This is a genomic window from Humibacillus xanthopallidus (genome assembly GCF_006717145.1).
GTDB classification, from domain to species: Bacteria; Actinomycetota; Actinomycetes; order Actinomycetales; family Dermatophilaceae; genus Humibacillus; species Humibacillus xanthopallidus.
Genome location: NZ_VFQF01000002.1, coordinates 609,544 through 621,695 on the forward strand (window position 1 = coordinate 609,544; position 12,152 = coordinate 621,695).

The 12,152-nt window shown below is 71.6% G+C and carries 10 protein-coding genes; 5 read left to right on the plus strand and 5 right to left on the minus strand.

All coding sequences use genetic code 11. From position 1 onward, the window contains the following. Positions 1 to 49: 49 nt before the first annotated feature. On the minus strand, positions 50 to 1,699 hold the full coding sequence (locus FHX52_RS13650; protein ID WP_141823698.1) for an NAD(P)/FAD-dependent oxidoreductase: 1,650 nt from the start codon (positions 1,697 to 1,699) through the stop codon (positions 50 to 52). A 243-nt stretch (positions 1,700 to 1,942) separates the two neighbouring features. On the opposite strand from FHX52_RS13650, the gene FHX52_RS13655 reads away from it, so the two are divergent. Next, positions 1,943 to 3,187: a type 2 periplasmic-binding domain-containing protein gene (locus FHX52_RS13655; protein WP_185747280.1), complete on the plus strand. Its 1,245-nt coding sequence runs from the start codon at positions 1,943 to 1,945 to the stop codon at positions 3,185 to 3,187. Positions 3,188 to 3,199: 12 nt separating this feature from the next. Here FHX52_RS13655 and FHX52_RS13660 read toward each other — a convergent pair whose 3' ends face one another. Next, positions 3,200 to 4,120 (minus strand): phosphatase PAP2 family protein, encoded by a 921-nt coding sequence (locus tag FHX52_RS13660; protein ID WP_141822882.1) that lies wholly within the window; start codon positions 4,118 to 4,120, stop codon positions 3,200 to 3,202. Positions 4,121 to 4,238: 118 nt separating this feature from the next. Here FHX52_RS13660 and FHX52_RS13665 point away from each other — a divergent pair, with 118 nt between their 5' ends. Continuing rightward, positions 4,239 to 4,598 carry a hypothetical protein gene (locus tag FHX52_RS13665; RefSeq protein WP_141822884.1) on the plus strand — a complete coding sequence of 120 codons (360 nt, stop codon included), beginning with the start codon at positions 4,239 to 4,241 and terminating at the stop codon, positions 4,596 to 4,598. A 72-nt stretch (positions 4,599 to 4,670) separates the two neighbouring features. Continuing rightward, entirely contained in the window at positions 4,671 to 5,258 is a 588-nt protein-coding gene (locus FHX52_RS13670; protein WP_141822886.1) for a DNA-3-methyladenine glycosylase I, read from the plus strand. Between the two features lie 9 nt (positions 5,259 to 5,267). Here FHX52_RS13670 and FHX52_RS13675 read toward each other — a convergent pair whose 3' ends face one another. The 3 genes from FHX52_RS13675 to FHX52_RS13685 form a co-directional block, all read right to left on the minus strand. After that, positions 5,268 to 6,824, minus strand: coding sequence for a phytoene desaturase family protein (locus FHX52_RS13675; RefSeq protein WP_141822888.1), 1,557 nt, complete (start codon positions 6,822 to 6,824; stop codon positions 5,268 to 5,270). Between the two features lie 225 nt (positions 6,825 to 7,049). Continuing rightward, on the minus strand, positions 7,050 to 8,105 hold the full coding sequence (locus FHX52_RS13680; RefSeq protein ID WP_246069964.1) for an SGNH/GDSL hydrolase family protein: 1,056 nt from the start codon (positions 8,103 to 8,105) through the stop codon (positions 7,050 to 7,052). A gap of 138 nt (positions 8,106 to 8,243) precedes the next feature. Further along, on the minus strand, positions 8,244 to 9,503 hold the full coding sequence (locus FHX52_RS13685; protein ID WP_141822892.1) for an AI-2E family transporter: 1,260 nt from the start codon (positions 9,501 to 9,503) through the stop codon (positions 8,244 to 8,246). Positions 9,504 to 9,700: 197 nt separating this feature from the next. On the opposite strand from FHX52_RS13685, the gene FHX52_RS13690 reads away from it, so the two are divergent. Both FHX52_RS13690 and FHX52_RS13695 read left to right on the plus strand, forming a co-directional pair. Continuing rightward, positions 9,701 to 10,267: an HdeD family acid-resistance protein gene (locus FHX52_RS13690; protein WP_141822894.1), complete on the plus strand. Its 567-nt coding sequence runs from the start codon at positions 9,701 to 9,703 to the stop codon at positions 10,265 to 10,267. A 60-nt stretch (positions 10,268 to 10,327) separates the two neighbouring features. Then, positions 10,328 to 12,124: a SulP family inorganic anion transporter gene (locus FHX52_RS13695; RefSeq protein WP_141822896.1), complete on the plus strand. Its 1,797-nt coding sequence runs from the start codon at positions 10,328 to 10,330 to the stop codon at positions 12,122 to 12,124. Positions 12,125 to 12,152 lie beyond the last annotated feature (28 nt).

Consider the following 12,152-nt stretch of genomic DNA (forward strand, 5'->3'; position numbering starts at 1 on the left):
GCGACCTTTCGATTGCCGGGAGGAGCCGCATCCGGACCGGCGCCGGATTTCAGACCTCCGAGAGCCAGGCGTGCACGAGCGGCACGACCGAGGCGCCCTCGCCGCTGGCGGCGGCGACGCGCTTCATCGAGCCCGACCGGATGTCGCCGGCGGCGAAGACTCCCGGCAGTGTCGTCTCGAGCGACCCGGGTGGCAGGCCGTCACGCCAGTGCGCGGGCGGCACGTCACGGCCCGTGAGCACGAAGCCGCGGGCGTCGCGCGCGACGGAGTCGGGCAGCCAGTCGCAGTGCGGCTCGGCGCCGAGCAGGAGGAAGAGCCCGGAGCAGGCACGGCGCGTGTCGCCCCCGGCAGCGGTGTCGCGCACGGTGATCCACTCGAGCCGGCCCTCGCCGCCGACCTCGACGACCTCGGAGCAGGGCTGCACGGTGATGCGCGGGTTGTAGGCGATCTCACCGATGAGGTAGGCCGACATCGTCGACTCGAGGTCCGGCCGGCGCACGAGGATCGTCACGGAGTCGGCGAAGCGCGCGAGGTGGATCGCGGCCTGTCCGGCCGAGTTGCCGCCGCCGACGACCACGACGTCGTTGCCCTCCATCTCGCGGGCGGCGGTCATGGCGCTGCCGTAGAAGACGCCGAGACCGACGAGCGGGTCGACCCCGGGCACGCGGAGGCGGCGGTACTTCACGCCCGCCGAGACGACGACCGAGCGCGCCCGTACGTCACCCCCCTCGGTGCGCAGCAGGTGGGGTGCCCCGTCGACCCCCGGCTCGAGCTGCGTCACGGGCCAGCCGCTGAAGAAGCGGGTGCCGAAGCGGATGGCCTGGTTGCGCGCCCGCTGAGCGAGCCGCATACCGGAGATGCCACGGGGGAAGCCGAGGTAGTTACGGATCATCGACGACGTGCCGGCCTGGCCGCCGACCGCCTCGGCCTCGAGCACGACCGTCGTCAGCCCCTCCGACGAGGCGTAGACCGCGGCGGCGAGCCCGGCGGGGCCGGCCCCGACGATCGCCACGTCGACGACGGTGTCGAGGTCGATGTCGGCGGGCTGGCCGTAGATGCGCATCGCGACGTCCTGCACCGAGCGCGGCGACGTCGGCAGCTTGTCCATCGCCTCGACGACGGGGAAGTCCGGCTCGCCCTCGAGCGCGGCGAGCACCTCGCGCCCGACCTCGCTGTCCGGCGCGTAGACCCGGTTGGGCAGACCCATCCGGTCGAGGTAGTCGCGGATCGACAGGGTCAGGGCGTCGGCGACCGGCGAGACGATGCGCACGCTGACGACCTCGGGCGCCGCGACCGTCGACCCCCAGTCGGAGAGGAGCTCGCAGACGGCGGTGTGGAACTCCTCGTCGCGCACCCCGCGGGGCATGAGCAGGTAGGCGTCGTACTTCCCCTTCGCGAGACCGGCGCGGAGGGTCGGCGCGTCGGTGAGGAAGCGCGACCAGTGCGCCGCGATGAGCCGCCTCGCCGTGGGCACGACGGTGCGCCAGCGGGCGAAGGCCTCGAGCACCGACGCGTCGGGCAGCTGCGACTCCGAGACGAACATCGCGACCTGCCCGCCCGCCTCGCGGATCGACGCGGCGACCTGCTCCGCCTCGGCGACCGAGGTCGCGGTGCGCAGGTCGTAGTCGCGGGCGTAGCGACCGAACTCGTCGAGCAGCTCGGGCGCCCTGGTCTCGGACACGAGGATGAGGGCAGGCATCACCCGTCGATCGTAGGCACCTGCGCCCCAGCGCGTATGCCGTCCGGTCGGCTCCCGAGGACCGTTGCCGTCGTGGGGGCGGCCCGCCAGCGACGAGATTGTCGCGGCGTGGTGTAGATCGCACTGATTCTGTGGCGAATCCCCCTCAGTCATGCCACATTTGGGCGTGGCCGGGGGTCGACCCCTCCGCCACCAGCGAGAGTCCCCTCGGAACACCAGTCGCAGGAGAGATCGATGTCACCCATGAGCAGGCGCAGCACGGTTTCCCTCGCAGGCTGTCTCACCGCAGCCCTGGCGCTCGCCGCCTGCAGCAGCAGCTCCGACACGGGGTCGAGCGGTGCATCGACGCAGTCGGGGGCGAGCGCGCCCGTCACGCTCACCTACATGATCGACTCCACGAGCCCTGCCGACCTCAAGCTGCAGCAGGACACCGTCGCCCCGTGGGAGTCGAAGACCGGCAACAAGGTCAAGGTCGTCGCGGCGACCGACATCGACCAGGAGCTGACCAAGGGCTTCTCGGACGGCTCCGCACCGGACCTCTTCGTCACCGACGCCACGATCTTCCCGACCTACGCCAAGGCGGGCAACCTGCTCGCCTATGGTGACCAGCTCAGCATGAAGAACGACTTCTACCCCAACCTCGTGCAGACCTTCACCTACGGCGGCAAGTTCTACTGCGCGCCCAAGGACTTCACCACCCTCGCCCTCGTCATCAACACCGACCTCTGGCAGCAGGCCGGTCTCGGCACGGGTGACGTGCCCCAGGACTGGTCCGCCCTCGAGTCGGTGGCCCAGAAGCTGACGCAGGGCAGCGTCAAGGGCCTCGTCATCGGCGACACGAGCGACCGTGTCGGAGCCTTCATGAAGCAGGCCGGCGGGTGGATCGTCAGCCCCGACCAGACGCGGATGACCGCCGACACGGCGACCAACCTCACCGGCCTCACCGAGGTCAAGAAGCTGCTCGCCAACGGGTCGGCGTCCTATCCCAAGGGTGTCGGCGCGGAGTCCGCCACCCAGGCTTTGGGCGAGGGCAAGGCGGTCATGACGATCGAGACCACCTCGATCCGCGCCGCGATCAAGAACACCTACCCCAGCCTCAGGTGGCAGGCCGTCGAGCTGCCGGCCGGGCCCGCGGCCAAGGGCACTCTGGCCTTCACCGAGTGCTACGGCATCGCCGCCAAGAGCAAGAACCAGGCCGCCGCCGTCGACCTCGTCAGCTATCTCTCGACCAGCGACCCGGCGATGGCCCTGGCGACCGGCCTCGGGGTCATGCCGTCGATCAGGTCTGCTGCCGCGACGTACAAGGGGTCCTTCCCGAACGACGCGGCCTTCATCGCCGGTGCGGAGTACGCCCAGCTGCCCGTGTCGGTCGCGGGCATGGTGCCGGTCCTCAAGGACTTCGACGCGCAGGTGGCCACCCTGCCGCAGGGTGATCCCAAGACGATGCTGGAGCAGCTGCAGCAGAAGGGCACGGCCGTCTTCCAGTGAGGGTCGCAGCGGTCACGGGGTGACCGTGGTGGGATCGGACGACGTGCCGCTCCCACCACGCTCGTAGCCCTCGGCCGTCTCTGCCGGCTCGCCGCGGTCGCCGCGGTCGCCGCGGTCGCCGCGGTCGCGCAGGGTCAGCCAGAGCCGGTGGGCGGTGATGACGGCGAGGGCCCAGGCGAGTCCGATGAGCCAGCCCGCGACGACGTCGGTCAGCCAGTGGTGGCCTAGGTAGACCCGTGAGAGCCCCATGAGCACGACGAACGCCGTGCCGACGGTGACGGCGAGGACCCGCTGCCACGTCGCGGTGGTCTCGATGAGCAGCAGGTAGACGATCATCGTGATGAGAACCGTGGCGTTGAGGGTGTGCCCGCTCGGGAACGAGGGTGACACCTCGAGCGGGGGCACCGCGAGGGCGGCCGGCGGGCGCGCCCGGTCGACCATGTCCTTGCCGACGACGGTCATGGTGACCGAGCCGGCCGCGGCGATGAGGGTGAGCACGACCGGGGTCCACGAGCGTCGCCAGAGCGCGATGGCGATGGCGCAGACGGCGGCGATGATCGGCATCCCCACCGCACCGCCGAGGTCGGTGAAGGTCGTCACGGCACTGTCGAGCCCTGGCGTCCGCTGCGCCACCATCGCGTCGAGCACGGGCTGGTCGAGGCCGGCGAGGCCGTCGCGCTCGGTCAGGCTCTCGTAGACCTGCTCGACGCCCTCGACGAGCAGCGCCATCAGCCCGAGCGAGACCACCGCGAAGATGACGAACGCGAGGTGGGCCGCCGACCAGTCGACCACCCGGCCCGCGGCGGGGCGCACCGTGCGGGCGAGGGCGGTGAAGACCGACACGAGCCAGCGGCCGAAGCGGGTGTGCCACGCCGTGAGATCGCGCGCACCGATCGTGTCGTCCGGCGTCTGGGGGTGCGTGGGCTCTGCCATGCCCTCATCCTTACCCGAGACGCCCGTATGCCGCCCCCGACGGCATACGGCCGCCTGTCCTTGGCGGACGAGGGGCGGTCCGCGACACTGGGGCCCATGACACCGCTGGCGGGGACCGATGCCGGCCTCGCCTGACGACGGGCGAGCCTCCGCTGACGACGGTCGCACCTCGCGTCGGGTCGTCCAGCTCTGGGTGACGGCTGCCCTCGTGCTCGCGGGCTTCGACGTGGTCCTGCTCGGACTCGCCGTCTCCTTCGGCCCGTCGGGCCTCGGCGGTGACCGCACGCCGACCGGGTCGGACGAGACGCGGGCGCTCGTCGCGCAGGTGGCCGGCGTCGTCGGGCTCGCCCTCGGCGCCGCCGCGATCGTCGCGGCGGCCACCGTGCCGTCGGGGCGGGCCCGCGTCCGGGTGGTCCGGTGGGTCGTCGTCGCGCAGGCCTGCGCCGTGGCTGTCCTCCTCGGCTCGACGGTGGGGTGAGTCAGCGGTCGTCACCAGCCGGCAAGCCGGCCGGCCAGAGGTCGTGTCGGCGGCGTGTCCTAGGGTCGCGACATGACGGTCGTTGGTGCTGACGGGCTCGCCCGACCCCAGTGGGCTGCGGTCGACCCGCTGCTCATGGACTACTACGACACGGAGTGGGGCGTGCCGATCCGTGACGAGCGGGGTCTCTACGAGCGCATCTGCCTCGAAGGCTTCCAGTCAGGGCTCTCGTGGGCGACGATCCTGCGCAAGCGCCCCAACTTCCGGGCCGCCTTCGCCGACTTCGACCCTGACGTCGTCGCGGGCTACTCCGAGGTCGACGTGGAGCGGCTGCTCGGCGATGCGGGCATCGTGCGGCACCGCGGCAAGATCCAGGCGACGATCACCAACGCGAGGGCCACCGTCGCCCTGCGCGAGGAGGGTGGGCTCGTCGACTTCGTGTGGGGCTTCCAGCCGCCCGACACGCCCCGCCCGCGCGACTACAGCGACGTGCCCACGGTCTCGGAGGAGTCGAAGGCGCTGTCGAAGGCCTTGCGCAAGAAGGGCTTTGCCTTCGTCGGCCCCACGACGATGTATGCGCTCATGGAGGCCGTCGGCATCGTCGACACGCACCTCATGACGAGCCACCGCCGGGGCAGCTCGGGCGTCTGGCCCTCCTGAACAGAGCGCTCAGGCGAGCAGTGCCCGGGCAGCGTTGTGCCCGGGGATGCCGCTCACGCCCCCACCGCGACGCGCGCCGGCGCCCGCGAGCAGCACGTTGCCGTATGCCGTCTCGACACCCCACGTGCCCACCTCTGCCTCCCGCTCCGCCCAGGGCCACTGCAGCGAGCGGTGGAAGATGTTGCCGCCCGGCAGGCCCACGCTGCGCTCGAGGTCGACCGGGCTCTTGACCTCGATGCACGGCTCCCCGTCGTCGTCACGGGCCACGACGTCTGAGATCGGTTCTGCGAGAACGGAGTCGAGCGAGCGCAACGTCGCCGCGAGGGCATCGCGGGTCGCGACCTCGTTGTCGTCGCGGAAGAGCCGTGTCGGCAGGTGCAGGCCGAAGAGGGTCAGCGTCTGCGCGTCGCTGGCCGCGAGGTCGGGCCCGAGGATGGAGCGGTCGCTCAGGGTGTGGCAGTAGATCTCGCACGGCGGGAGGTCAGGGATGCGCCCGCCGGCCGCGGCGGCATACGCCTGCTCGAGCTGGGCGTAGCCCTCGTTGATGTGGAACGTGCCCGCGAAGGCGGCGGTCGGCTCCACCGACGCGTCGCGGAGGCGGGGGAGCCTGGTGAGCAGCATGTTGACCTTGAGCTGGGCGCCTTCGACGTCGGCCTCGGTCTCGACGGGGGCGGCGCCGGCTGCGGCGAGCAGGCGGTTGAGGACGGCCGGCGCGCAGCCGGCGACGAGGGTGGAGCCGGTGGCGCGCCCGTGGCCTGCGCTGCCGCCGGCCCACGCGACCTCGCCGGTCGAGGGGTCGGCCGAGGTCACCGCGGCCCCGGTGAGGATCGTCGCGCCCGCCGAGACCGCTGCTGCGGCAAGGGAGTCCGTCAGGGCGCCCATCCCTCCGACCGGCACGTCCCAGTCGCCGGTGCCGCCGCCGATGAGGTGGTAGAGGAAGCAGATGTTCTGGCGCAGGTCGCGCTCGCCGAGCGATGCGAAGGTGCCGATGAGGGCGTCGGTCGCGATGATGCCGCGTAGCGTGTCGTCGGTCGTGACGGACTCGATGAGATCGCCGAGGCGGCGGTCCGTGAGGGCGTCGAAGAGCTCGTTGTCGTCGACGAGCGCGCGCACGTCGGCAGACGAGCGCAGCGGCTCGAGCACGGTCGGGAAGACGCGCTCCGCGAGGCGCGTCATCCGGCCGTAGAAGTCGGTCCAGCCGGCATGGGCGGCGTCCGAACCGGTGAGGGCGCGGAAGGCTGCGCGGGTGCCGGCCTCGTCGGCGTTGTCGACGAGCAGCCCCTGGTCGGGGCCGTTCGGCACCGGCGTGTAGGAGGAGTAGCGCCGCCGGATGAGGCGCAGGTCGAGGTCGAGGTCGGTGAGGATCTGCCGCGGCAGCAGCGACACGAGGTAGGAGTAGCGCGAGAGGCGTGCGTCGACGCCGCTGAAGGCCCGGGCCGACACGGCGGCGCCCCCGACGTGGTCGCTCCGCTCGAGCACGAGCACCGAGCGGCCCGCCCTGGCGAGGTAGGCGGCCGCGGTCAGGCCGTTGTGTCCGGCCCCGATGATGACGTCGTCGTAGCGCACCCCGTCACCCTAGGTGACCACCGGCGCCCGGAGCCCACCGCGGACCCAGTGCTCCCGTCAGCAATCGAAAGAGCAGTTCGTCGCCGTCGTGCGCGACCGTCAGCAATCGAAAGAGCAGTTCGTCGCCGTGGGGCGCGCCAGCGCGGTCGCGTGGAGGACGACTAACTGCTCTTTCGATTGCGGGGAGGACGACGAACTGCTCTTTCGATTTGGGTGGGGTGGTGCTCAGCCTCGGGCGGCGAGCTGGCGCGCGTCGTAGAGGCGGTCGGCGGCGTCGATGCTCGCGCGGCTCGACAGGTCGACCCCGGCCCGTGCGGCTGCCGCCTTGGCGGCTGCGGTGGTGAGGTCGGGAGCAGCGATGCGCTCGGGCTTGATCGTGCGGTCGGCGGCGGCATACCGCTGGGCGTCGCTCGCCAGCTTGGCCGCGGACCTCTCGGCCTTGGCCGTCGTCGCGGCGACGGTGAGCGTCGTCGTCAGGCCGAAGGCGGGCTTCGTCACGACGGCGTAGCCGTCACGGTGACCCGCGATGTTGGGGTGGTAGCTCTCGCTGATCGGGCTGGACAGGCCGTTGAGCCACTCGACGGTGTCGCACACCGCGTGCCCGACGAACTTCGTCGTGGGGTTGGCGAACTGGAAGCCCGCCGCCGCTGCCGCGGTCTGCGTCTTGCTGTTGAGCAGGTCGGCGGTGGCGTTGAGCCGCGACTCCTCCGTGGGCGAGAACCACGTGAGCGCGTTGCAGTCCTGGCCGTTGAAGATCCGCGGGTAGCCGACGACGATGACGCGCGCGTTGGGCGCCTTGCTCTTGATCGAGGCGTAGAGCGTCGTGAGGCGACCCGGGAGGGTGTTCGTGATGACGCTGTTGGCCTTGTCGATCGCGCCGTAGCAGTTGCTCAGCCAGCTCGGCTGGGCGCAGGTCGTCAGGACGCTCGCGAAGCCGGCGTCGTTGCCACCGACCGAGATCGTCACGTATGCCGTCGTGCTCGTGAGCGCCGACAGCTGGGTGTTGGTCACATCGGCGACCGTCGCCCCCGAGCAGGCGCGGAAGTTGAGGGTGAGGCTGAGGGCCGACGCGTCGAGCGAGGGGTAGGCGTAGACCGAGCGCTGGCACGACGTGCCGTCGCTGATGTAGGTGCGGGTGCCGACCCCGGACGAGTACGAGTCGCCGAGCGCGACATAGCTCGTGCCGGCCGCGGTGGCGGGCGAGCCGAGGGAGAGGGCGACGGCGGCTCCGGTGAGGGCGGTGGCTCCGGCGGCGGCGAGACGAGAGGACAAGCGCTTCACGACACACTCCTTTGTGGATCGGGGGACTTGCTGCTGAAGGCCGTCGACACTCCTCGAGCTCTCCGTCGACGCCTCAGCAGGACCACGTGATCCCCTCGGCATCGTGTGTGTCTCACGCCCTCTACCGGACAGTAGGGCTCAGGCGGTGGCCCCGCCAGCGGAAACGGCGCGACCGCCGGCCGGCTGCTCCGTCGCCTCGGGCGCGGTGTGCCCGGCGCCGTCGTCGGCGGGCTGGGCCGACGGTCCGGTGGCCTCGTCGGACGCCCCGGTGGCGGAGGCGGACGGTCCGGAAGGCTCGTCGACGATCGTGTGGGGCGCGTGCACCGTGTGGTCGCGCTGGTCACCGAGCAGGGCACCCACCCACAGCGACTGTGGGTCGACGTCGACGAGCACCGCCTTGACGAGCAGCGTGAGCGGCACGGCCATGATGGCGCCGATCGGGCCGAGGATGCCGGCCCAGACGATGAGCGAGAGGAAGGTGAGGGTCGCCGACAGCCCGACGGCGTCGCCCACGAGCTTGGGCTGGATCACCGACTGGATGACGAGGTTGACGACGCTGTAGAGCACGATGACGGTCAGGGCGAGGCTCGGGCCGCCCTCGAGCAGGGCCAGGATCGTCGGCGGCACGAGACCGATGAGGAAGCCGATGTTGGGGATGTAGTTCGTGATGAAGGCGAGCAGACCCCAGAGCACCGGCGCCGGCACGCCGAGGGCCCAGAGCAGGAGCGTGTCGATGATGGCGACGGCGAGGCCGAAGATCGTCGAGACGAGCAGGTAGCGCCGCGTGCCGTGCGTGAAGCCCGACATCGCCGCGACGAAGCCGGGACGCTCGTGGCGCAGCCGGTCGAGCGAGGTCGTGAACGAGCTCGAGTCCATGCAGGTGAAGAGCACGAGGGTGAGGATGAAGGCGATGCTCGTCAGGGACGAGAGCAGCCCGCCCAGCAGCCCGCCGAGGAAGCTGACCACCTTGCCGAGGTTGAGCGAGGAGAGCATCGTCTGGGCCTGCTCCGGGGTGACCCCGAGCGAGGTCAGCCACTGCTTGACGTCGTTCGTCAGCGCGGTGGCCTGGTCGGCATACTGCGGGACGATCGCGGCGAACCGGGCGACCGAGACGACGAGCAGCGCGACGAAGGCGACGACGCCCACGGTGACGGTGAGGATCGCGGCGAGGGCGCCCACCCAGACGGGCAGGCCGCGGCCGACGAGGTAGGTGCGGATCGGCGCCACCGTGATCGTGAGGACGAGCGCGAGGAACGTCGGGGCGATGATGGACGAGAGGCGGTTCAGCCCCACGATGAGCACGAACGCCGCCGCCATCCCGACGATGATCAGGAAGCCGCGCGGCAGCAGGGGGTTCGGTTCGCGTCGTGCTCGCAGCGCAGCAGGGTTGGCGCTCATCGATCTCCGTCCGTGGTGACCCGGCCGACGCCGGCCGCCGACCACCCGCCCAGCGTCGCAGAGCGCCGCTCGGCCACCCTCACCCGCAGCGGGTGAAGGAGCGGGGGCCACGGGCGTCCTAGATTCTGGGGAGGCGGGCGGCGCGGCCCGGCGACGGCTCGGCGGGACGGTCTCGCCGGCTGCGAGAGGGAGCAACCGTGGACTGGACCCTGATCAACTGGAAGCTGCTCGTGACCCAGGGGGTCATCGGCGTCGTCTTCGGAGTCGTCGCGATGGTCTGGCCCATCGCGAGCGTCGTCACGCTCGTCGTGCTGTGGGGCATCTTCGCCCTCGTCGACGGGGTCGGGTCGATCGTCGCCGCCTTCCGCGCCCAGGGTGGCGGCGCGAAGACCTGGCTCGTCGTCATCGGCGCCATCTCGATCCTCGCCGGCCTCTATGCCGTCATCCACCCGGGGACGGCCCTCGTCGCGCTGACCTGGGCGGTCGGGCTGTGGCTCATCATCCGGGCCGCCTACGACCTCTATGCGGCGTTCGCCTTCACCGACGACGGGGTGCCGCGCTGGCTGCGTGTCGTCGGAGCCGTGCTGCTCGGCATCGCCGGCTTCATCATCGTGACCCACCCGGGCACGGCCGCCCTCGCCTTCACCGTCTGGATCGGCCTGCTCGCGCTGCTCTGGGGAGTCCTGCTCGTCGTCGCCGGCCTCGTGCTGCGCTCGGCGGTCAAGAAGACCGTCGCGGCCGGCGCTGCCACGACCGGGGTATGAGGTGACCGCCACGTCGCCGGGGGGCGACGTGGCCATGCCCGCTCTGCGGGGGCAGTGCGCATGACCGACGAACCGGCAACGAGCGAATCCGCAAGCGACGCAGCACCGCTCACGCGGCGTGCACGTCGCGAGAAGGAGCGGGTGGAGGAGCGCGCCCGCGCGTCGGCCCGCCGCCGGCCGGACCGCAAGCGGCTGCGGCACGACGCGACCGCCGGCCTCGTGCTCGGCATCGAGAGCGTTCCCGACGGCCTCGCGAGCGGGCTGCTCGCCGGGGTCAACCCGCTCGCCGGGCTCTACGCCTACCTCTTCGGGATGGTGGGAGCGGCCTTCGTCACGAGCAGCACCTTCATGGCGGTGCAGGCGACCGGTGCGATGTCCCTCGTCGTCGCCGACGCCGGTCTCGGCGGGGCCCCCGACCCGGAGCGCGCGCTCTTCACCCTCGCCGTGCTGACGGGGATCGTGATGATCGCCGCAGGTCTGCTCCGTGGTGGCACCCTGCTGCGCTTCGTGCCCACTGCGGTCATGACGGGCTTCGTCACCGCGGTCGGCGTCAACATCGTGCTGGGCCAGCTGGGCTCCTTCACCGGGGCCACGCTCGAGGGGTCCGGCAGGCTCGCCAAGACGCTCGACCTGCTGCTGCACCCGGGGCGCATCGACCTCGCGTCGCTGCTCGTCGGGGTCGTCACCGTGGCGGGGATCGTGCTGCTCCAGCGGACCCGACTCGGGGCGATGGGCCTCGTCGTGGCCGTCGTCCTCGGGTCGGCGCTCGCGGCGTGGTTCCGCTGGGCCTTCGGCGCCGACGTGCAGGTGGTGGCCGACATCGCCGACGTGCCCAGCTCGTTGCCGATGCCGGTGCTGCCGTCGCTGCCGGACGTGCCGAGCCTGCTCGTCCCGGCGCTGTCCCTCGCGTTCATCGGGCTCGTGCAGGGTGCGGCGGTCTCAGCCGGGGTGCCCAACCCCGACGGGCGCGTCTCCGACCCGTCGCGCGACTTCGTCGGGCAGGGCGTCGGCAACCTTGTGTCGGGAATCTTCCGCGGCATGCCGGTCGGCGGGTCGATGTCGGCATCGGCCCTCGTCACGGCGAGCGGTGCCCGCAGCCGCCTCGCACTGGTCTTCGCCGGCGGGGTCATGGCCGTCGTCATCCTCGCCTTCTCCGAGGTCGTCGGTCTCGTCGCGATGCCCGCCCTCGCGGCCCTGCTCATCGTCGTCGGGGTCGGTGCGATCAAGCCCGACCGGGTGCGCTCCGTCGTCAAGACCGGCCGGCTGCAGACCGTCGTCCTGGCCGTGACCTTCGTGCTGACCCTCGTCGTGCCGGTGCAGTACGCCGTGCTCCTCGGGGTGGCGCTCGCGATCGTGCTGCACGTCGTCGAGCAGTCCAACCGCGTCCGCGTGACGCGCCTGCTCATCGAGGACGACGGGCGTATGCGTGAGGTCGAGCCCCCGCCCACCGTGCCGCCCCACGAGGTGGTCGTCCTCCAGCCCTACGGCAGCCTCTTCTTCGCGAGTGCGCCCACGCTGCGCGACCGGCTCCCGGCCCTCGACGCCGACAGCCAGGGATCGGTGGTGATCCTCAGGATGCGGGGTGTCGACGAGATCGGCCTCTCGCTCATCGGGGTGCTCCGTGAGTATGCCGCGACGCTCGCTGCGCACGACTGCTCCCTCGTGCTGACGCTCGGCAGCCACCGGGTCCTGGGTCAGCTCGAGCACGAAGGGCTCGTGGAGGCCCTGGGGGAGGGCGCCGTCTACATGGGCACCGAGTGGCGTGGTGAGACGGTGCGTCGCGCCTACGTCGAGGCCCTCGAACGCCTTGACACGCCCGGCAATCGGCCCCCGACGGCGTCGCGGGACCTAGGCTGACGGCATACGGGCTGTCGGTGCCCGCCGG

Coding starts and splice junctions, on each gene's coding strand:
- FHX52_RS13685 (WP_141822892.1), bottom strand. CDS start 9,503: ATGAGCGCCAACCCTGCTGCGCTGCGAGCACGACGCGAACCGAACCCC.
- FHX52_RS13660 (WP_141822882.1), bottom strand. CDS start 4,120: ATGGCAGAGCCCACGCACCCCCAGACGCCGGACGACACGATCGGTGCG.
- FHX52_RS13670 (WP_141822886.1), top strand. CDS start 4,671: ATGACGGTCGTTGGTGCTGACGGGCTCGCCCGACCCCAGTGGGCTGCG.
- FHX52_RS13695 (WP_141822896.1), top strand. CDS start 10,328: ATGACCGACGAACCGGCAACGAGCGAATCCGCAAGCGACGCAGCACCG.
- FHX52_RS13655 (WP_185747280.1), top strand. CDS start 1,943: ATGAGCAGGCGCAGCACGGTTTCCCTCGCAGGCTGTCTCACCGCAGCC.
- FHX52_RS13665 (WP_141822884.1), top strand. CDS start 4,239: ATGCCGGCCTCGCCTGACGACGGGCGAGCCTCCGCTGACGACGGTCGC.
- FHX52_RS13650 (WP_141823698.1), bottom strand. CDS start 1,699: ATGCCTGCCCTCATCCTCGTGTCCGAGACCAGGGCGCCCGAGCTGCTC.